The sequence below is a fragment of the Cytophaga hutchinsonii ATCC 33406 genome, from assembly GCF_000014145.1.
In the GTDB taxonomy this organism is placed as follows: domain Bacteria; phylum Bacteroidota; class Bacteroidia; order Cytophagales; family Cytophagaceae; genus Cytophaga; species Cytophaga hutchinsonii.
The window spans coordinates 2,196,564-2,216,695 of sequence record NC_008255.1 but is presented as its reverse complement, the minus strand read 5'-3'; the positions used below and the strand labels follow the sequence as shown (position 1 = coordinate 2,216,695).

At 39.5% G+C, this 20,132-nt stretch carries 19 protein-coding genes; 10 read left to right on the top strand and 9 right to left on the bottom strand.

Annotated elements, in window-relative coordinates; genetic code table 11:
* Positions 1 to 47: 47 nt before the first annotated feature.
* The 6 genes from CHU_RS09260 to CHU_RS09235 form a co-directional block, all read right to left on the bottom strand.
* Positions 48 to 1,046 (bottom strand): 3-oxoacyl-ACP synthase III family protein, encoded by a 999-nt coding sequence (locus CHU_RS09260; protein WP_011585279.1) that lies wholly within the window; start codon positions 1,044 to 1,046, stop codon positions 48 to 50.
* 125 nt (positions 1,047 to 1,171) lie between these two features.
* Complete coding sequence (locus CHU_RS09255) at positions 1,172 to 2,128, bottom strand: transketolase family protein (protein ID WP_011585278.1); 957 nt, start codon at positions 2,126 to 2,128, stop codon at positions 1,172 to 1,174.
* 28 nt (positions 2,129 to 2,156) lie between these two features.
* Positions 2,157 to 2,999 (bottom strand): transketolase, encoded by an 843-nt coding sequence (locus tag CHU_RS09250; protein WP_011585277.1) that lies wholly within the window; start codon positions 2,997 to 2,999, stop codon positions 2,157 to 2,159.
* 13 nt (positions 3,000 to 3,012) lie between these two features.
* On the bottom strand, positions 3,013 to 3,462 hold the full coding sequence (gene bcp, locus CHU_RS09245; protein ID WP_011585276.1) for a thioredoxin-dependent thiol peroxidase: 450 nt from the start codon (positions 3,460 to 3,462) through the stop codon (positions 3,013 to 3,015).
* Complete coding sequence (locus tag CHU_RS09240; RefSeq protein WP_238379384.1) at positions 3,459 to 5,360, bottom strand: M23 family metallopeptidase; 1,902 nt, start codon at positions 5,358 to 5,360, stop codon at positions 3,459 to 3,461. Before CHU_RS09240 ends, bcp begins: the two co-directional genes overlap by 4 nt.
* Positions 5,347 to 5,958 carry a fumarylacetoacetate hydrolase family protein gene (locus CHU_RS09235; RefSeq protein ID WP_011585274.1) on the bottom strand — a complete coding sequence of 204 codons (612 nt, stop codon included), beginning with the start codon at positions 5,956 to 5,958 and terminating at the stop codon, positions 5,347 to 5,349. Before CHU_RS09235 ends, CHU_RS09240 begins: the two co-directional genes overlap by 14 nt.
* 61 nt (positions 5,959 to 6,019) lie before the next feature.
* Between CHU_RS09235 and CHU_RS09230 the strand changes: the two genes are divergently transcribed.
* The 6 genes from CHU_RS09230 to CHU_RS09205 all read left to right on the top strand — a co-directional run bounded on the left by CHU_RS09230 (position 6,020) and on the right by CHU_RS09205 (position 13,922).
* The gene (locus tag CHU_RS09230; protein WP_011585273.1) at positions 6,020 to 6,841 is read left to right on the top strand and encodes a M48 family metallopeptidase; all 822 of its coding nucleotides are present in this window, start codon (positions 6,020 to 6,022) and stop codon (positions 6,839 to 6,841) included.
* Between the two features lie 176 nt (positions 6,842 to 7,017).
* On the top strand, positions 7,018 to 7,542 hold the full coding sequence (locus CHU_RS09225) for a TlpA family protein disulfide reductase (protein WP_011585272.1): 525 nt from the start codon (positions 7,018 to 7,020) through the stop codon (positions 7,540 to 7,542).
* Positions 7,543 to 7,635: 93 nt separating this feature from the next.
* Positions 7,636 to 9,867, top strand: a complete 2,232-nt coding sequence (locus CHU_RS09220) for a penicillin-binding protein 1A (RefSeq protein ID WP_011585271.1) — start codon at positions 7,636 to 7,638, stop codon at positions 9,865 to 9,867.
* A gap of 451 nt (positions 9,868 to 10,318) precedes the next feature.
* Positions 10,319 to 11,137, top strand: a complete 819-nt coding sequence (blaOXA, locus tag CHU_RS09215; protein WP_011585270.1) for a class D beta-lactamase — start codon at positions 10,319 to 10,321, stop codon at positions 11,135 to 11,137.
* Between the two features lie 26 nt (positions 11,138 to 11,163).
* A complete protein-coding gene (locus CHU_RS09210; RefSeq protein WP_202944122.1) occupies positions 11,164 to 12,666 on the top strand; it encodes a phospholipase D family protein in 1,503 nt (500 codons plus the stop codon).
* 113 nt (positions 12,667 to 12,779) lie between these two features.
* A complete protein-coding gene (locus CHU_RS09205) occupies positions 12,780 to 13,922 on the top strand; it encodes a DEAD/DEAH box helicase (protein WP_041932302.1) in 1,143 nt (380 codons plus the stop codon).
* Positions 13,923 to 14,259: 337 nt separating this feature from the next.
* Here the strand turns inward: CHU_RS09205 and CHU_RS09200 are convergent, their stop codons facing one another.
* The gene (locus CHU_RS09200) at positions 14,260 to 15,246 is read right to left on the bottom strand and encodes a hypothetical protein (RefSeq protein ID WP_072355992.1); all 987 of its coding nucleotides are present in this window, start codon (positions 15,244 to 15,246) and stop codon (positions 14,260 to 14,262) included.
* Positions 15,247 to 15,422: 176 nt separating this feature from the next.
* On the opposite strand from CHU_RS09200, the gene CHU_RS19180 reads away from it, so the two are divergent.
* On the top strand, positions 15,423 to 15,611 hold the full coding sequence (locus tag CHU_RS19180; protein WP_072355993.1) for a hypothetical protein: 189 nt from the start codon (positions 15,423 to 15,425) through the stop codon (positions 15,609 to 15,611).
* Between the two features lie 15 nt (positions 15,612 to 15,626).
* Positions 15,627 to 16,406, top strand: a complete 780-nt coding sequence (locus tag CHU_RS09195; RefSeq protein ID WP_011585264.1) for an XRE family transcriptional regulator — start codon at positions 15,627 to 15,629, stop codon at positions 16,404 to 16,406.
* A 143-nt stretch (positions 16,407 to 16,549) separates the two neighbouring features.
* Here the strand turns inward: CHU_RS09195 and CHU_RS09190 are convergent, their stop codons facing one another.
* Positions 16,550 to 17,275: a hypothetical protein gene (locus tag CHU_RS09190; RefSeq protein WP_011585263.1), complete on the bottom strand. Its 726-nt coding sequence runs from the start codon at positions 17,273 to 17,275 to the stop codon at positions 16,550 to 16,552.
* 183 nt (positions 17,276 to 17,458) lie between these two features.
* Between CHU_RS09190 and CHU_RS09185 the strand changes: the two genes are divergently transcribed.
* A complete protein-coding gene (locus CHU_RS09185; RefSeq protein WP_011585262.1) occupies positions 17,459 to 17,980 on the top strand; it encodes a hypothetical protein in 522 nt (173 codons plus the stop codon).
* A 171-nt stretch (positions 17,981 to 18,151) separates the two neighbouring features.
* On the top strand, positions 18,152 to 18,967 hold the full coding sequence (locus tag CHU_RS09180) for a hypothetical protein (protein ID WP_143144038.1): 816 nt from the start codon (positions 18,152 to 18,154) through the stop codon (positions 18,965 to 18,967).
* A gap of 50 nt (positions 18,968 to 19,017) precedes the next feature.
* Here the strand turns inward: CHU_RS09180 and CHU_RS09175 are convergent, their stop codons facing one another.
* Complete coding sequence (locus CHU_RS09175) at positions 19,018 to 20,100, bottom strand: AMP-binding protein (protein WP_143144039.1); 1,083 nt, start codon at positions 20,098 to 20,100, stop codon at positions 19,018 to 19,020.
* Positions 20,101 to 20,132 lie beyond the last annotated feature (32 nt).

The window sequence follows — 20,132 nt, the reverse complement described above, 5'->3', positions numbered from 1 at the left end:
ATAGTGTTTTTGAATAAAAGCCCACGATTTCAATCGTGGGTAAAAGGTTAATACCGCACCAATGCACTCGCCCAAACAAAGCCGCTCCCGAATGCTGCCAAACAAAGCAGGTCACCGGATTTCAATCTGCCTTCCTGTACCGCTTCGCTCAATGCAATCGGGATAGATGCTGCCGTCGTATTGCCGTATTTCTGAATGTTATTGAATACCTGATGGTCTTCCAGCTTCAATTGCTTCTGCACATACTCTGCGATGCGCAGATTGGCCTGGTGCGGGATCAATAAACTGATATCGGTTGTTTGTAAATTATTTGCATCCAACGCTTCTTTAATTACTTCGGGGAATTTCTGAACCGCCTGTTTGAATACACCTTGTCCGTTCATCACAGGTAGCAGCGCTCCATTCTCAATCATTTCAGTGGTTACACGCGTTTTGCTTCTGCTGCCCGGGTGTTCCAGCATGAGTTCTTCTGCATGCGTACCATCGGCATGTAAATGCGTTGAAAGGACGCCCTTGTTTTCCGTTGTTGCTTTTAATACAACCGCGCCCGCACCGTCACCAAAGATCACCGCCATATTGCGGCCACGATCAGACAGTTCCATGATGTTGGATTGAATTTCACTTCCTACAACCAGCACCGTTTTATACATGCCTGTTTTAATGAACTGGTCGGCCACAGAGAGGGCATAGATAAAGCCGGCGCACTGCTGACGGATATCCAGCGCCGGAATGTTCGGCACACCTAATTCGCACTGCAATAAAACACCTGCACCGGGGAATGCATAATCCGGACTTAAGGTTGCGAACACAATCAGGTCAATTTCTTTCGCTTCAATCTTTGCGTTTGCTAACGCCATCTGCGCAGCTTTTGCGCCCATGTTGGAAACCGTATCAACACCTTCTTTAAAGAAGCGGCGTTCCTTAATTCCTGTGCGTTCCTGGATCCAGGCATCGGAGGTTTCCATGAAAGCAGTAAGGTCGTTGTTCGTTACGATCTGTTCGGGTACGTAATGTCCCGTTCCTAAAAGTTGTGAATGTAGTTGCATGTTGTTATTAATGATTTCATAAAAAAACCGATAAGCGAACTTATCGGTTTTTATTTTTTATTTACCCATGACTTCAGTCATGGGTAAATAATTATATAACCCATAGCTAGCTATGGACTGGTGATTTATTTCTTCTTCTTGATCACACGTTGAACCGCTTCAACAATATGGCGGTCTTTCAAACCATATTTCTCCATCAATTCATCTGGTGTACCGCTTTCGCCGAAGGTATCTTTAACCGCCACAAACTCAATCGGAGTAGGAAGGTTGCTTGCTAATACCCGTGCAACGCTTTCGCCTAAACCACCTAAGATGTTGTGTTCTTCAGCTGTTACAACACAACCGGTTTTGCCAACTGATTTCAAAATAGCTTCTTCATCAATTGGTTTGATTGTATGAATGTTGATGATCTCAGCACTGATGCCAAGTTCTTCTAACTGCTGTCCTGCAAGGATTGCTTCCCACACCATGTGACCTGTAGCAATAATTGTTACGTCTGTTCCTTCGTTTACCATCCATGCTTTACCAATCTCAAACTTTTGGTTTGGATCTGTAAATACTGGTAAGGCCGGGCGACCGAAACGTAAGTACACAGGACCTTTATGATCTGCAATTGCAATGGTAGCAGCTTTTGTCTGGTTGTAATCGCATGGGTTGATTACGGTCATGCCCGGAAGCATTTTCATCAAACCGATATCTTCAAGAATCTGGTGTGTTGCACCATCTTCGCCTAACGTTAAACCTGCGTGTGATGCACAGATTTTTACGTTCTTATCTGAATATGCAACCGATTGTCTGATCTGGTCATACACACGGCCGGTAGAGAAGTTTGCAAACGTTGCTGTGAATGGAATTTTACCGCCGATCGTCATACCAGCAGCCATGCTGATCATGTTTGCTTCGGCAATACCGATCTGGAAAAAACGTTCCGGATTTTGTTTTTCGAAATCGTTTAATTTTAATGACGGAGTTAAATCGGCACATAGTGCAACTACGTTTGGATTTGTTTTTCCCAATTCAGTCATACCGTCACCAAAGCCGGAACGTGTATCTTTCTTTTCAGTAAATGGATATTTTTTCATTGTTGTAATGTCTTTCTTTAATAATGGATTAATAATCGCCAAGTGTTGCTTCCAGCTGGCCTAATGCAGATGCCAGTTCAGCATCGTTCGGTGCAGTACCATGCCACTTGTGTGAACCCATCATATAATCTACACCGTAACCCATTTCTGTTTTCATTAAGATCATTGTCGGGATACCTGTGCCTTTATTAGCCTGTGCTTTTAAGATTGTTTCTTCCAGGCACGCAAAATCATGTCCGTCGCATGTGATCACGTTCCAGCCGAATGCTTTGTATTTACCTTCAAGATCACCAAGAGATAATACCTTATCGCACGGACCGTCGATCTGCTGACCGTTGTAATCCACGAAACCGATCAGATTATCTAATTTATTGTGCGGTGCGTACATAGCAGCTTCCCAAACCTGGCCTTCCTGCTGTTCACCATCGCCCATCAAAACATATACAAACCGCTCGTCTTTGTTTAATTTTTTTGCTTGCGCAGTTCCGCAGCCTACGGATAAACCTTGTCCCAATGAACCCGATGCCATACGCACGCCTGGTAAATGGGAGTGCGGAGTAGGGTGTCCTTGTAAACGGGAATTGATCTTACGGTGCGAAACCAATTCGTCTACCGGAAAATAACCGGAACGTGCCAATACACTATATAACACTGCAGAGATGTGTCCGTTTGAAAGATAAAAGATATCTTCTCCAATACCATCCATATTGAAGTTTTTGTCGTGCTTCATCAATTTAAAATATAGAAGCACTAATAAATCGGTACAGCCTAATGCACCACCCGGGTGGCCGCCTTTAGCGCCGTGTACCATACGTACAATATCTCTTCTTACCTGAGATGAAACTTTTTGCAGTTCTGTGTATTCTGACATGATTGTTGATTTTCTATTTTAAAATTTGTGCAGTATGATCGTCTGTTTTTACTTTTGAAATAACTTCTTCAATTTTTCCTTTTTCATCAATAACAAACGTTGTGCGTAGTGTGCCCATGTAGGTTTTTCCATACATGGATTTTTCGCCCCATACACCGTACTGTTCGTGAATGGTTTTGTCTTCGTCTGCAATAAGCGGGAAAGGAAGTTCGAATTTTTTAATGAATTTCTGGTGCGATTTCTCACTATCGGTACTAACGCCGATAACTACATAACCTGCTTTCAGCAACGCATTGTAGTTATCTCTTAAGTCGCACGCCTGTTTGGTGCAACCGGGTGTATTGTCTTTCGGATAAAAGTATAAAACTACTTTTTTACCAGCAAAATCTTTTAAGCTGATGGTATTGCCGTCTTGATCAGTTCCTTTAAATACAGGGGCTTTGTCGCCAGCCGTTAGTGTCATAATGTTTTTTTGTAAAGAGATTTATTACCGGCTTTATCAATTACTTCCAATATAAATTCTCCTTTTAATACTTCTGTCGGATCTTTAAATTCAGACCAGATCAACCGCGACTTATGTTCATAATACATCATGACCCACTTGCCGTTTAATGTTGCCCGGATACTGTCGATTCCAGAACCCTGGTCAAAAATACTAAAATTTATGCGTTTTGTTGTATTTGATTTGTAGGTAATTACGGGAGGAATGGAATCTTTTATTACAGTGAACTTACCTAAGTATTTTAAGTTATGCACAAGGCTGTCTTCGCTCCATACGCCGCCTTCGTATTTTTTTGATACAGAGTTGTTTATATTATAGAAATAACAACGTTCGTTTTTGTTGGCAGCTATTTCCGGACAAAACACTACACCTATAGGCCCGTAAACAGGTTGTGTGGGATTATTAATTTCAAAGGTTTCAATGCCGTTAATAATCAGATGCTTTTTTACTTGTAAGTACAGTGTATCAAATAAGGTTGAATCTGAAAACTGCAGGGTCAGATTGTCCATCACTACTTTACGTCTGCCCGGGGCAATCATGTCCACAAAATCATACACAGCTTTATACGTCCCTGCCATGGAAGAATCCGGCAGTTCTTTTCTCAGGTCATGGATGTATACCGGTGACTGATTGATGAAATAAGCAGGCGCCAGTGCTTTTGTTTTATTTTTAATATACAAGGTTGCATTACCTGTGTAGTTTGCAGAACCTATTATGCGTAAGGTGTTTTCAAAAATTTTGAAATCAGGAGCGGGTGGAGTTGTTTTTACAATTTTAGGCGATTGGTTCTGCTTGCCTTTAATAACAAAGTTCAACATGGATTGATTGCCATTTGAATCATAGATGCGCAGTTCTACTTTGTGTGCGGCACTGTCTCTGATTGATATCTTCCCATGCAGCGGATTCATCAGGTAAAAACTTAAATTGTTTCCATCGGCTACATAACATTTTTCGAAATACTGCTTGCGTAAAATATACGTTTCGTAATCGATGTGTACATTAATGTAGCGGCTTTCATGAAACGCATACGTTTCCAGATTGTGGTAAAAAACTTCTTTACCATCTACTTTTAATTCAATGCAATTGATACCATACGAGTTATGGGTATCGTTCATTTTATCGTGTACTTTAATTTCTACGCCGATAAGTCCTTTGGCTGTAATGGGAGTGGCTATGGTATATTTTCCCGGACTTGCATACTGAGCCGTGAATTCAGCGCGGCCAACTTCATCATTCACTCTGGAATCCATATCCATTGTACGGATAGCAATTTTATCGAAGGTTGGTTTGATGTTGTCAACAATCTCAGAAAAACCGAACAATGCAGGGTTGAGCACACGTTCCTGCAGATCGCGGATCTCAAAATGTAAATGCGGTCCGCCGCTGCCCCCTGTATTTCCAGACTTTGCTATGATCTGTCCTTTCGTAACAGGCAGTGCGGTTGGCGGAACAAGTATATCGATATCTGTTTGTTCCAGCGCATATAACTGTTCCAGTGTATATGTATTGATGAATGCACTGAAACGGTCTAAGTGTGCGTAAACAGTAACGTATCCGTTTGGATGAGTAATGTAAATGGTATTGCCATACCCATAGGTTGACACACGTATGCGTGATACATAGCCCTGTGCGGCAGCATATACCGCCAGCCCGATCTGGCCGTCAGTTTTGATGTCCATACCACCATGAAAATGGTTCGGGCGCAGTTCGCCCATGTTTGCAGAAAGATAATTACGTTGTCCGGGTTTGATCGGAAACATAAAATAACCTTTTGGATAATCCCCTAAGCCTTGTGCCAGAATCGAAAGCGATAAGCAAGTACTATACAGAACAGATAGAATATATTTAACAGATTTCACAGGTAAGCATGGGTTTGTTTTCAAGAAATCCTTCGAGTTTGTCGCCAATAACAATAGAACCAACCCCTTTGGGTGTACCTGTATAAATAAGATCACCTTTTTTCAACGTGATAAATTGCGAGATATAAGCAATAAGGAAATCAATGGAAAACACCATGTCTGCTGTTGTTCCTGACTGACGCAGTTCTCCATTAATTGTTAACGAAAAGGATATATTATTAATATCGGAAAATTCTGATTTGGAAACAAATTCTGAAACGGGAGCAGAGCCGTTAAAGCCTTTGGCTAACGTCCATGGAAGACCTTGTTCTTTTGCTTCCTGCTGCAGGTCACGCGCCGTGAAATCTATGCCTAAGCCAATTTCTTCGTAATATCTATGCGCAAATTTTTCCTGGATATTTTTTCCTTCTTTTGATATTTTTACAACCAATTCAATTTCATGATGAATATCTTTTGAAAAAGATGGGAAATAGAAATTTTCATTATTTTTTAATAAAGCTGTGTCGGGCTTTAAAAAAATAATCGGAGCTTTCGGTTGCGGATTATTTAACTCTTTTGCGTGCTCGCTATAATTTCTTCCTATGCCGATAATTTTCATAAATATTTAGTATATTTCATATAGGTACAAAATTCTTATATTTGATTAAAATAACATTACTATGTGGATAAGTAAGAAAATAATTTATTTGACGTCAGCATTTTTAGTGACGGGTGCAGTTTATACAGCATGTAAAAGTGTAGCCGTTACAAACCGTAAGCAGCTCAGTCTTGTTTCTGAATCGGAAATGATAAAAATGAGTAATGAACAATATGCACAAGTCATTCAACAGGGGCCGCTCAGTACCAATCAGGCTCAGGTGGATATGGTGAAGCGTGTTGGAAATACCATCAAAGCAGCGGTTGAAAAATATATGGCTGAACAGGGCCGCAGCAAAGAATTGGAAGGCTATAACTGGGAGTTTAACCTGATCAAAAATGATTCTACTGTAAATGCCTGGTGTATGCCTGGCGGTAAAGTTGCTTTTTATACAGGTATTATCCCCGTATGTGTTGATGAGTCAGGCATTGCTGTTGTCATGGGACATGAAGTAGCGCATGCCATTGCACATCATGGTAATGAGCGTATGAGCCAGGAAATAATAGCTCAGACAGGCGGACAAGTTGTAGACTATGCACTTTCAACAAAGTCAGCTCTTACAAGACAACTATTTGGAACTGCTTACGGAGCAGGTGCACAATATGGTGTAATCTTACCTTTCAGCAGAAAGCATGAATCTGAAGCGGATAAAATGGGTTTGGTATTTATGGCAATGGCTGGTTATGATCCGCATGTTGCAGTTGATTTCTGGAAACGCATGAGTGCAATATCCGGCGGACAGGCGCCACCTGAGTTTATGTCTACACACCCTGCAGATTCAAGACGTGTAGCCGACCTTGAAGCATATTTACCGGAAGCATTAAAGTATTATCATCCGAAATAAATCAGAAGATTTAAAAGGTGTTAAAAGTCAGTAGTATTGGAAAATAAACCACACTGCTGACTTTTAATTTTAAACGTATTCACTGTGATGCTGGTTATCTTTCTTTTAAAATGCCAGCCAGCCATCATTTGTGGCATTGTTTTAGTTATTCAGTTTTACATTAACGCATAAAATCTATGAAACATATACTAAGATTAAATGTACTGTTTGCATGTGCTCTGGCAACAATTGTTTTCTGTGCATTTAAAACAGACGAGTCGGCCGAACGTCCGCTTGCTCCCGATTTTACCTTAGAAAGTAACGAAGGTAAAAAAGTAAGCTTAAGCGATTTTAAAGGTAAAGTCGTGTATATCGATTTCTGGGCAACGTGGTGTGGACCTTGTGTTGCTGAAATCCCGCATTCTAAAAAACTAAAAGAAAAATTTGCCGGTAACGACAGCATCGTATTTATGTATGTATCTGTTGATAATGAAGATAATGTGGATGGGTGGAAATCGTTTATCAGGAAAAAAGGCCTGACGGGTGTTCAATTGATTTCCAGAGACGGAGGCAAGGAAGACCGTGTGGGAGAGCGTTATGGCTTGCAATATATTCCACGCTTTGTATTGGTTGATAAAAGTGGAAAGGTTGCTTACGGACAGGCACCTGCACCTTCCGATGCAAGTTCTGAACAATTGATAAAACAGCTGTTAGCAGAATAAAAAATGTGTAACTTGTGCTTCCTTCGGGAAGCATTTTTTTTGCATAAAATGTTTCCCGGAAAAGGAATAAAAAACAATTGCTTTAGTTAGAATATGAAAGATTATAATAAACTGGTAAGTTGGTTGTGGAAAGGTGCAGCCGCAATGTTTGCTGGAATTATTTTTTTACTGCTGCTTGTATACATTAACCCGTTTAATTTATTTGGGTCGCTTCCCAGTATTGATGTGCTGGAAAATCCGGAAAGTGATCAGGCATCTGTTATCTACTCCAGCGACGGGAAAGTATTGGGTAAATTTTATAATCAGATAAACCGAACCGATGTTGAATACAAAGATTTACCTCCTGTTTTGATCAACGCGCTGATCGCTACGGAGGATTCCCGTTTTTATGATCACTCGGGTGTAGATGTAAAAGGTATTGTTGCGATTGCTCCTTCATTGATGATCGGCAGAAGAAGAGGGTCCAGTACATTAACCCAGCAGCTGGCTAAAAACTTATTCAGTTTAAGACGTTCGGAGGAATATACAGGCATACTTGATAATACCATTGTACACAAAATTAAAGAATGGTTCATTGCCATTCAGCTGGAGAAATCTTATTCCAAAAATGAAATTCTGCTGATGTATCTGAACACGGTTGAATTTGGAAATAACAGCTTTGGTATTCGTTCGGCAGCTAAAAAATATTTTGGTAAAAATGTACATGAATTGCAGCTGAATGAAGCCGCTTTACTTGTAGGACTACTTAAAGGACCTTCTTACTATAATCCACGTAAAAAGCCTGAACGTGCTAAGAACCGCCGTAACACGGTGTTAGACCAAATGGTGAAATATGAATACCTGTCTTCTGCGGAAGCAGTTATTGCCCAGGCAAAACCGTTGAATCTCAATTTTCAGGATGATGGAGAAGCAGCGGGTCTTGCACCGCATTTCAGAAATTACTTGAAGAAGGTGATGTTCAACTGGTGTAAAGAACATGACATGCATTTATATGAAGATGGTTTGAAGATTTATACAACCATTGATACGCGCTTACAGGAAGTTGCTGAAGATGCTGTTAAAAAACATATGAGTTTTCTGCAAAAAGAATTTGATAAAAACTGGTCGAAGTCTGATCCGTGGACAAAGTCTGATCCGGATCTGGTTAAAAAATTAGCAAAGACTACATCACATTATAAAGAGCTTACGGCTGAACTGGATGGCAATGAATCACTGATCATGCTTGAAATGAAAAAGAAGATTCCGATGCAGATCTTTACCTGGAAAGGACGTGTGGATACAATCATGTCTCCGTTGGATTCGATCAGACATTCCTTAAGAATGTTACGTACAGGATTGTTTTCAATGGATCCGAAAACAGGTTATGTACGTGCATGGGTAGGCAATATTGATTATGCAAACTATCCGTTTGATCATGTACTACAGGGGAAACGTCAGGCAGGTTCAACCTTCAAACCTATTTTGTATGCCTATACAATGGAAGAAAAAGGATTGACTCCGGATTCTAAATTTCCGGATGCACCTATAAGTATTCCTGTTCCCGGCGGTTCACCGTGGACACCAAACAACAGTAATGGTAAATTCTCTAACGAAGAAATTACGTTGCGCCAGGCATTGGCACGTTCTGTAAACTCAATCAGTGCACAGCTTATGAATCTGGTTGGCCCGGATTCGGTTGTAGCATTTGCTAAACGTATGGGTATTAAAAGTCCGTTGGAACCAACACCGGCTCTTTGTCTGGGTACAGGAGATGTTACGCTCTTTGAAATGGTGAATGCCTATAGTGTGTTTGTAAATGAAGGTATCTGGATGCAGCCGCAGTTTCTGCTGCGTATTGAAGATAAGTATGGCAATGTGCTCGAAGAATTTAATACAAACAGCAGGCAGGTGATCAATGAAGAGACTGCCTATAACATGATTGAATTGTTAAAAGGTTCGGTGGAAGAGGCCGGCGGTACATCGGTAGACTTAAGAAGTAAATTCAATATACATGGAGATCTTGGCGGTAAAACAGGTACCACGCAGGAATCTGCCGATGGCTGGTTTATGGGTATTACGCCGAATCTGGTTACGGGTGTTTGGGTGGGAGGAGAGAAACGTGTGATCCGTTTCAGTACCATGACCTACGGACAAGGTGCGCGCATGGCTTTACCGGTGTGGGCGTATTATATGCAGGGTGTTCAGAAGCACAGTGATGCCGGTTATCCTGCGTCGCTGTTTACAAAACCGGATGGGAATGTAAACGTCACGTCTGATAAAGTAAATATTCTGGATGACGGTATGTTGCCGCAGGACGCAGCAGAAGATGAAGTGTATGATTATTGATTCATTCACAATCATCGTGAATCAATAATTATACACGCTTCCTACAATCAATCCTGAACGGGGGGAGTAGCATTCTATCAAACGTTGTGTTTTGAATTAATTGTTATTGATGCTCCGCAATATACACGTTTTTGTGCGAGGGTGGGAAGGCTGCATTCTTTGTATACCTGATTTCTCAATACCGTTGGCGAAGGTTCGTGGATCTATTTTGAAGAAGAGCAGTTAAATAAAAAGGTTGAATAGCTGCAGGCTTAGAACATTCTCTTTGAAGATGTGCCTACAGACAAACCCTGGCTGCGGCGCGAGTCCGATTGAAAGATCCTGATAACAATCAACTCATTTTATATTGGCTGGGTGCTAACAGAATACATCCGCCGTGGAGAACTCTCCAGTACTTTACAGGTATAGCATTGCACATATAGCGTATTGGCCAACTTAATAACGTACTAGTATGAAATCAACATATATATTAATTATAGCCGGGATTATACTCTTTTTGTCTACCGGACATAAACACAAACAGAAAGAAAAAATCAGAAATGATTTTAAGGAATTTTTTGAAGCGAATCATGCAGACGGTTCTTTTATGTTATATGATCAAAATGCCGATTCATATATTTATTATAATAAGCCATTGACAACTGAAATGTATTCACCTGCTTCAACATTTAAAATTTGTAATTCGTTGATTGGTTTAGAAACGGGTGTTATTAAAGATGCTGATTTTGTTATTCCATGGGATAGTATTTCCCGTAGTTATTATTTATGGAATCAGGATACAGACTTAAAGACTGCGTTTAAAAATTCCACCGTATGGTATTATCAGGAGTTAGCCCGTCGTGTTGGTGGGGAGAGAATGAATTACTGGCTTAAAAAGTCACAGTACGGGAATGCTGACACTACGGGTGGTATAGATCAATTTTGGCTTACAGGAGGTTTACGTATTTCTCCTGAGCAGCAAATTGATTTTTTGAAAGCACTCCGGAATAATACCTTACCTTTTTCACAGTGCAGCATGGATATTGTAAAAGATATTATGATTGCTAAAGATACACTTGGTTATGTTGTTCGTGCCAAAACAGGGTGGAGTGTTACATCTGCTAATTACATAGGCTGGTATGTAGGTTATGTAGAAAAAGGAGGGAACGTATATTATTTCAGTACCTGTATGTTAACACGTGGCCTTGATGATACATATATACGAAACGCACGCAAAGAAATTACCTATTCAATATTAAACAAGCTGAATATTATATCTTCAAATCCATGATAAAATATAGTACACTTTTTTTTAGTATGTTATTTTTATGCTCCTGTTCGGAATCTTCCAAAGAAATTCCGGTGCAGGAAAAAGATTTTTGCGCATCTATTCACCGCAATGATTCGCTAAGTCTTACACATGAGCTGGAACCTTTCATAGATTCCATGAAAAATAAAACAGGTGTTTATGTACTTGAAGATGGCGGCGGCTCGCTGATCACACGCGCCTGGCTGAGTGAGTATGCAGAAGAAACAATCGACATTCAGTATTTTATTTTTTCAGCAGATAATGTGGGGCTTATTGCCTGTGATTATCTGGTACGTGCGGCAGACCGTGGTGTAAAAGTACGCATCCTGATCGATGATATATTGGTTGAAGCCGGCGTACATGAAATACTCACGCTTGACTCGCATGAAAATATTGAAATTAAAATTTATAATCCCGGTATCAATCTGGGTAAAAATATATTTAATAAGATCGGGAAATTCACGACCGATTTTCGAGGCGCAAATCAGCGCATGCACAACAAAACGTTTATTGTTGATCACAAAGTCGTGATTACAGGTGGCAGAAATATTGCCGATGAATATTTTGATTACGACCACGAATATAATTTCAGGGACAGGGATGTATTACTGATAGGTAAAACAGCAACGGATGTACAACAATCGTTTGAGTCATTCTGGGTTGACGCGCTGAGTATTCCGATCACAGGACTGGTGAAGGAGGATGATGTAACCTATACCGATACAAGTCGTTTTGAACGCCTGCATCAATATGCCTGTAACCCGGATAATTTCTGGCCGCAGGTACGGAAGCGCATTTCAAATCTTACCGAAACATTTCAGGTAATGAGAGATTCGGGCAGGTTAAAATGGGTAGAGCATGTGCAGTTTGTTTCCGATGCACCGGGCAAAAATGATGGCAAACAGGGACTTGGCGGCGGCGGTGTATGCACCGACAGTCTGATTAGTCTTATAAAACGTGCAACAACATCCATTGATATTCAATCACCTTATTTAATCACAACGGAAGTTGGCCGAACGTTATTTAAAGCTGCGGTTGACCGGGGCGTACGCATTCGTATTTTAACAAACAGTCTTGCTTCTACCGATAACCTCGAAGCGTTTAACGGTTATCAGCGCGACAGAAAAAAATTACTTGCAACAGGGGTTGAGATCTATGAATTCAGACCTGATGCTGCGGTGCGTTACCAGATCATGACCGGAGCATTGCAGGAAAAAATGCAGTATACACCCATTTTCGGTTTGCATGCAAAGTCGATGGTGATTGATGGTACCATTGCTGTTATAGGTACATTTAACCTGGATCCGCGCAGTGCCAATCTGAATACAGAATGTGTAACCATTATCTACTCAAAAGAGGTTGCAGCAGGAGTGCTTGCAGGAATGGAAACTGAAATCAAACCGGAAAATGCCTGGCATACGACAACTGTATTCAATCCGGATGGTGAAGCCGGAGCAAAGAAGCAAGCTAAAGCGTGGACACGCAGAGTGGTGCCGAAAGGAATTTTATAATTGTACATGTATTATTTTCAGGAAAACAGGTACATGATAATCAATGGAAAGTAATTTTGCACTGTGTATCTGGATAAAACAATCTATATTTGTGCACACATCTTTCTTTGCATATGTCTTTCGCAACATTAGGTTTATCTCCCGCAATTTTAAAAGCATTAGAAAAACAATTTTATAATGCGCCGTATCCCATTCAGGAGCAAGCGATCCCCGCTATTTTAAAAGGTAAGGATATCTTAGGCATTGCGCAGACAGGGTCGGGAAAAACCGCGAGTTTTGTGTTGCCCATCTTACAGATGCTGCAAACAAAACCTCTGGGAAAAAACAGACACATCAATGCACTGGTGCTTGTGCCGACAAGAGAACTTGCCGTTCAGGTAGGACAGGTATTTCAGGCTTTCAGCAATGCACTTCCAAATAAAATAAAATCATTAGCTGTGTATGGCGGTGTTTCGATCAATCCGCAAATGATTCAATTACAAGGAGTGGAAATATTGATTGCTACCCCCGGCCGTTTGCTGGATCTGGTTGATTCAAAGGCCGTGTATTTAAGTGATGTGGAAGTGCTCGTGCTGGATGAAGCAGATAAGATGTTGAACCTGGGTTTTAAAGAAGAGATGGCAAATATCTTTAAGCTGCTTCCCCAAAAGAGACAGAATTTGTTGTTCTCTGCAACTCTCGGTAAAGATGTAGATACCATTACTGAATTTTTATTGCATGATCCGGTTAAAATTGAAATTATTGCCGAAGAACAAAACATTGATCTGATTCAGCAGATAGCCTACGCGGTAGAAGATGCACGCAAAGGTCCTTTGCTGCGGTATCTGATAAAGGAACAAAAAATGAATCAGGTTTTGATTTTTACATCTTCCGTACACCGTGCCGATGCGGTAGTTGAAAAATTAAAAGCGAATAATATATTGGCGGCAGCTTTACATAGCAAGAAAAGCCAGGGGGCACGCACCGAAGCATTAAAACAGTTTAAGGCAGGCAATATTCATGTGCTGGTTGCAACCGATCTGATGTCTCGTGGCATTGATATTCCTTTTTTGCCTTTTGTAATTAATTATGAATTGCCGCGATCTCCTAAAGACTACATCCATAGAATCGGGAGGACGGGTAGAGCAGAAGCATCCGGAGTCGCAATCAATTTAATCAGTGAAGAAGAAACACATCATTTTAGCGTCATTCAGAAAAAAATGGGTAAAAAAGTACATCTGACAGATTCTTCAGGCATGGATTTACATGGTTTTTAATCGTTTAAACATGTAATTTTTTAAACTTTTTAATTTTTTTTTAATTGACCTTTTTAATTTAAATTACTGATAAATAGATAATTGTAAATTTTAATAGTGTTTTTATGATTTTTTAGTACTGAATATCCGTGTAATTTTTGTATGATATTTAAACCTTTTTTTATAGCTTCCGTTAGTATTATCAGGAACGATATCTGAAAAGACATTCTTAATTTTTCAATCAGCTATAAAATATTTTTTTTGAGATTTTTTTTAATTTTTTAGATATAAAAAAAGATAAATACTTGGTATGATTTAATTCAAATTAGGTATTTATCTTTTTTATTTTTTATACAGCCTATGGCTGTTTAATGGTGATATTCCCTGTCGTAATAACCGTTCCTTTAAATTTTTTCAATGCCTTGATCTCAGCGCAGGTTCCGGTAATGTTTTCAATCTTGTCGTCCGTATTAAATGGTCCTTTATCATAATCTAAAAAGTGTATCGTTAAAACATCTTTAGCAGACGTATAAAATGCTGTGCTGCTATAAGGTATTTTAACAGTTAACGAATTTTTTGTTGTAGGGGAATAATACAGCAATTCTTTGCCGCACCAGACCTGCCAGTAAGGATCTGGATATCCGCTTCCGCCCAATGCAAAATCATAACTGGACGCGGCTTTATTCTGGGTATTTATTTTATAATCGGCAATCGTAATCTGGTTGAGTGTTAAGGCAGGAGCGATAAGCTGTGCCGTGTATTGCTGTTCAAATAACGGATTGCTGCCAATGCGTTCAATGTACCTGGTTTCAATTCTGTTTGTATCCTGCACAAAAGAAACCGGAAAGGCAATCAAGGATAGATTTACGTATTGTGCACCTGCTGGGAGTTCAAGTTTACGAAACGGTATATCGATTTGAAGATTACGTATCGCCTGATGTGAAAAAACAATATGTTTGTCCGGATAAATAACCATGCCGGATAATTCAGGAAGATAGGTTCCAATATAGGAGTAGGACTTGCCGGATTGTCCGTTGGCCTTTATATCTAACAGGATGGCGTCAAAGCCCTGCTTTTTTATCTGGTGCAGCAATGCTTCTGTAATTGTAATCGTAAAGCTGGTACGGATAACATCTTCTGTGGGATTAATAGCCGTGTCTGCTACAAAAGAATGCACCTTGATTCCCTTGACGTGTTTTTCGGATAACGATGTTAATGCAACATTCCCATCGATGTAGGTGATGGAAGTGGAATCTTCTCCTGATTTATTTTTATCTTTTGTTTCGTTGGAACTGCAGGAAGCCAATACAAAAAGAATGGCCAGAACGGTTAAATATTTACTCATATTTTTAGTAATAACAGAACCTGAATATACCTATACGAAAGGAAAGGAGTGAATTTTATGTGAATAACTTATAAACAGCTTCTTTAAACAACATTAAATCAGGTATTTTAAAAATTTTACTAAAAAATTTGGCAAATAGGATTTTTTGTATTAGTTTTACTAAAAATATTAACAATATGACAACAAAACTAGTATATTTGATTCGTCTTCGTAATTCGAATCAAACAAGTGTTAAAGTAGGTTTCTCTTGTCAGACAGAAGAGTCTAATTACACACGTTCCGTTGAGATGGATACAACAGGTATGAAGATGAGTGATGTATTGAATGCATTGAATCATCAGCTCACATTAAAAACAGTCGTTTAACAATTCGTACAGATCATGAGTGTAATCAGTGAGAATGTAAAATATTTCAGAAAGCAGTTAGGTTTTACGCAGGAGCAGCTGGCTCAGCGTATCGGCATAAAGCGTTCATTGCTGGGGGCCTATGAAGAAGGCAGGGCAGAACCTGGCCTGGAAACATTGACGATTCTGGCGCGGTTATTCGAGACAACCGTTGATGCGTTAATTTCTGAAACATTGAGTGATCCTGGTAAACGAAAAGAAGCCATGAGCAAAGATATCGAAGGCAAAAAGCTTCGTGTACTTGCAATAACGGTTGACAAAGATGATAAAGAAAATATTCAGCTGGTACCTGAAAAAGCTGCAGCCGGTTATTTAAATGGCTATGCAGATCCGGAGTATGTAGCGGAACTGCCTCAATTTTATCTGCCGATTTTCAGCGGCAGCGGCACGTATAGAGCCTTTGAAATAAAAGGCGATTCTATGCTTCCTTTAGCAAGCGGAAGTTTAATTATCGGACAGTATGTCGATAACTGGAGTTCGGTTAAAGATCAGCAGACATACATATTGGTAACAGCTACAGAAGGTATTGTATATAAGCGTATATACAACAATATAAAGAAAAATGAAACGCTGAAACTGGTTTCTGATAACCCTGCGTACGAACCATATGACATTCATGTTGAAAATGTGATTGAAATATGGGAATCAAAAGCATACATAAGTACTGATTTCCCTAAGCCGGATATGTCTGTTGAAAAGCTTACAGCTATTGTCAGCGGTCTGCAAAAACAAATGAATAAACTATCAAACGATTAAGACATACAATAAAAAAGGTTCGTAGTGCAAAGGCACAACAGACCATATTACTCTTTTTCCAAATCCAATTTTTTAAACTCGACTAAAGTGCTTATTTCCGAGGTCAGATGTTTTCTCTTCATCTGACACTCGAAAGCACGATTTTATCCGAATATTTCTTCTAATACCTGAATCAGTTTTTCCTGCTGTCCTTTATTAAGGTTTGCGGAAGAATTTTTGATTCCATACCAGAAACCATCGCTTGGGTCGCTGTATATACCTGCCTGATTAGGTATTTTGTTACTGTGTTCGCCTTCTTTAAACTCCTGTAGATAATAAAGTTTTAGCAATTGCTGAATATGATTCCATTCAACGGATTTGGCTGTTTTATCGGTCTGGTTTAGTGTAGCAGTGCGTGTACGGAAGAATATCTGTAATTTCTGAATCGGAGCTTTGTCTGATTCTTTTTTACAGTAACGGATTGTTAGCGCTTCTTCCCATGTTGCTGTTTCGTAGATAGCCTGCGTAATTTCCTGGATAAAATAATCCCACCGGCTTTCATTTCCATAGGTATCAAATACCTCACCGTCTATATGTACAATACATTCGTTTGCCGAACTTGCCTTTTCACCACGTTTAATAGTTGTTAAGTGGTCCAGTGTCTCCAGCCAATTCGTATGTAAATCGCCTTTCCATGACTCATTATCATCCCCGCTAAAACCTTCGTCTTCTAATTCTTCCTGGCTGAAATCTTCCCGGTCAATATATTCTAATGCATATTCCGTATGTAAACCCGTTGCTGTTGGAGTGATTTTAAGCTTTTTTGTATAACAGAAAGGAGCAGGTAAGTCTAAATAGTTATATTCTATCGTAATGTTTTTAAAATTCATAGCAACTTATTATTTTTATAGGCAGGAATTGAATTAATTCCTTGCAGAAACAAGTATTTTAAACAAAGTTACATTTTCAAACCGACTATTTTAATTTTTATACTTTTATTCGCCAAAGTTACAAAGTATTTATAGATTGAGTATTTTGGAATAAGAAATAAAGTATAGCACAATCAAACAACAATGAATATCCTTACTGAAAAATTAGTAGAATTAGCTGAAGATGAAGCAGGTATTAAGCTTCAGGAAAAAGAGGTTGAACTCTTGGTTGAAGATTCAGATTTAGTTATTAAAATTTGGGGTGAAGAACTGATTGCTACCGAATTTATTGATGAAGGCGATTACGAAGATGCAGATTTTGCTAATGAACTGGTAGATGCTATTAAAGAAGAGTATTACGATTTCAGAGAACGTCTGATTGAAATGAAACTGGCTTCTTTAAATTTAAATTATTCAGATTTTCTGAAAGAAAAAGTAATTGATCTGTTGACCAAAGCTAAAGTAGATGCTAATCTATTGGCTATTCTGGATTTTGAGTTTATTGATGTGAGTTCAAAAGACAAAGACCTTGGTCTGCCAAACGTAGCGTTACGTATTACAGATTTTGAAAAAGTTGAATGCAATTGTGCCGTTGATATTTCTAAATTGAATCCGGTTTTCGATGAAAAGAAAATCGCGGATGAATTTTTGAAAAAATATAGATAAGATTATACAAATCCATACAATTATTTGAATGCTTAAAGCGCTTACTATCCGTAAGCGCTTTTTTTATTGCATTCTACAGAATTCCTACAAAAAGTGGATGCAATTTATGATTTGAATCATCAGCTATCTGAATCAAAATATGTACTTTTGTTTCTTATATTAACCCCAATTATGAAGTATTTCAATATCTCTTTGATTGTTTTTGTTATAAGCATTCAAAGCAGTTTTGCTCAGGATTCGAGTGCCGCAGTAAAAAAGAAAAAAATGCATGGCACGTTTTATATTACCTGGGGCTACCAAAAAGATTTCTATACCCGCAGTGATGTACATTTCAAAAATGACCGAGATGATGATTATGACTTTACCCTGCATAGTGCAAAAGCACATGATCGTAAAGACATGAATAATCTGTTAAGCCAGCCTTTAACGGTTCCGCAATATGTGTTATATGGCGGTTATTTTTTTAACAACAAAGGCGACTGGGGAATAGAAGGCGGCTGGGATCACCTGAAATATATTGTAACAGAGGACCAGACGGTTCATATGACCGGCCAGATCAGAGGCGTACAGTATGATCAGGATACAACCGTTAATTATAATTTCTGGCATTACGAACATACCAACGGCAACAATTACCTTACGTTAAGTTTGGTGAAACGAAACACTATTTATACATCAATCAATAAGCACCATAAAGTAAGCTTGCTGTTAAAAGGCGGCGGTGGTTTGCTGGTTCCTAAAACACAATCTGTTATTTTAGGAAATGAAAGAGACGGGCCGTTCAGAGTTGCAGGATATGTATTTACAGTAGCGGGAGCCGTACGTTATGATATTTATCGCTACTTCTTCCTTGAAGCATCTATGAAAAGCGGTTATGTGCGTTACACACACGATAAGATCTATAGCGAAGGTGTTGCAAAGCAGCATTTCTTCTCACAGCAATTCATTATCTCAGCCGGGATCAATATTCCGTTATCTAAAGATTAAGATGTAAAAAGGCAAAAATAAAAACGGTCAGCATATTCTGCTGACCGTTTTTATTTTTGCCTTAATGTTTCGCTTCGGTTGATTTTTCCGGAAGCGGTATAACAGAACCGAATCGTTTGAATCGCTTTAGGCGTGTGGTATTTGGGAAGCCGTTTTCCAAGTTCATGCAATATGTTTGTTTGAAGTTCAGGGGAGAGATCCGGATCTTCCACTACCAGAATTAATTTTTCTCCAAACGCATCATCTGCTTTCCCTGCTACAAAAAATGCGGTGTTAATCTGCCATTCCTGAAACAATGTATCGATGATTTTTTCAACCGGTTCAACCTGAATTTTAATACCGCCTGAATTGACCGTAAAATCAGCACGGCCAATGAACAGGAATTGTTTTTCATTCCGCAAGGATACTATATCGTTTGTCTGAAGCCACTGATGCCTGGTTACAGCACCTTTTATTTTTAAACAGCCGCGCGGATCAACGGCAATTTCAATATCCGGCAATGCCGTATAATATGCTTCCGTATCCGGATGTACGCAGCGCATGGCAACATGCGACACGGTTTCGGTCATACCATAGGATTGCCATACGGTTGTTTGCAGCTGCTTGCGGATGGATGCAAGCAATGCATCAGAAATGGAACTGCCTCCAATCAATATGTTTTTCATACGATTTAATGCAGCAACTTTATCGGGGTGATGTTGGAGCAGTTCATACAGTTGAATCGCTGAGACAGGCATGAATACATACCCAACAGAAGTGTCGAGCTGGCTGATACTTTTATCTGCCGGCAGAATATACAAATCTAAACCGCCGATCATACTGCGGTACAACATCATTTGCCCGCCGATTACCTGCATGCTCAATGGACAGACAACTGTGTCGCATGGTTGTAATTCAAAAAAATCCATCGATGCGTTTACACTTGCTTCAATCTGGCTGCGATGAATGGAAATAATTTTAGGCGCACCTGTTGAGCCCGATGTTTTTAATTCAAACCATTCTTTCCCGTCGAACCAGTCTTTACATAAACCAAGTGCCGTAGCAGTAAGTGCATCGTGCTGCTGATCCGTTTGGTTTTGGATATCAGAAGCGGTGTACGTTGCTGAAGCAGTATGTAAGCGAAAACAAGGCATAGAATAATATACAATATAAACTGACGCATGGG

What these genes read in the sequence shown, in the direction of transcription:
- CHU_RS09260 (WP_011585279.1), bottom strand. Translation starts at nt 1,046, where the DNA reads ATGCAACTACATTCACAACTTTTAGGAACGGGACATTACGTACCCGAA.
- CHU_RS09255 (WP_011585278.1), bottom strand. Translation starts at nt 2,128, where the DNA reads ATGAAAAAATATCCATTTACTGAAAAGAAAGATACACGTTCCGGCTTT.
- CHU_RS09250 (WP_011585277.1), bottom strand. Translation starts at nt 2,999, where the DNA reads ATGTCAGAATACACAGAACTGCAAAAAGTTTCATCTCAGGTAAGAAGA.
- bcp (WP_011585276.1), bottom strand. Translation starts at nt 3,462, where the DNA reads ATGACACTAACGGCTGGCGACAAAGCCCCTGTATTTAAAGGAACTGAT.
- CHU_RS09235 (WP_011585274.1), bottom strand. Translation starts at nt 5,958, where the DNA reads ATGAAAATTATCGGCATAGGAAGAAATTATAGCGAGCACGCAAAAGAG.
- CHU_RS09230 (WP_011585273.1), top strand. Translation starts at nt 6,020, where the DNA reads ATGTGGATAAGTAAGAAAATAATTTATTTGACGTCAGCATTTTTAGTG.
- CHU_RS09225 (WP_011585272.1), top strand. Translation starts at nt 7,018, where the DNA reads ATGAAACATATACTAAGATTAAATGTACTGTTTGCATGTGCTCTGGCA.
- CHU_RS09220 (WP_011585271.1), top strand. Translation starts at nt 7,636, where the DNA reads ATGAAAGATTATAATAAACTGGTAAGTTGGTTGTGGAAAGGTGCAGCC.
- blaOXA (WP_011585270.1), top strand. Translation starts at nt 10,319, where the DNA reads ATGAAATCAACATATATATTAATTATAGCCGGGATTATACTCTTTTTG.
- CHU_RS09210 (WP_202944122.1), top strand. Translation starts at nt 11,164, where the DNA reads ATGTTATTTTTATGCTCCTGTTCGGAATCTTCCAAAGAAATTCCGGTG.
- CHU_RS09205 (WP_041932302.1), top strand. Translation starts at nt 12,780, where the DNA reads ATGTCTTTCGCAACATTAGGTTTATCTCCCGCAATTTTAAAAGCATTA.
- CHU_RS09200 (WP_072355992.1), bottom strand. Translation starts at nt 15,246, where the DNA reads ATGAGTAAATATTTAACCGTTCTGGCCATTCTTTTTGTATTGGCTTCC.
- CHU_RS19180 (WP_072355993.1), top strand. Translation starts at nt 15,423, where the DNA reads ATGACAACAAAACTAGTATATTTGATTCGTCTTCGTAATTCGAATCAA.
- CHU_RS09195 (WP_011585264.1), top strand. Translation starts at nt 15,627, where the DNA reads ATGAGTGTAATCAGTGAGAATGTAAAATATTTCAGAAAGCAGTTAGGT.
- CHU_RS09190 (WP_011585263.1), bottom strand. Translation starts at nt 17,275, where the DNA reads ATGAATTTTAAAAACATTACGATAGAATATAACTATTTAGACTTACCT.
- CHU_RS09185 (WP_011585262.1), top strand. Translation starts at nt 17,459, where the DNA reads ATGAATATCCTTACTGAAAAATTAGTAGAATTAGCTGAAGATGAAGCA.
- CHU_RS09180 (WP_143144038.1), top strand. Translation starts at nt 18,152, where the DNA reads ATGAAGTATTTCAATATCTCTTTGATTGTTTTTGTTATAAGCATTCAA.
- CHU_RS09175 (WP_143144039.1), bottom strand. Translation starts at nt 20,100, where the DNA reads ATGCCTTGTTTTCGCTTACATACTGCTTCAGCAACGTACACCGCTTCT.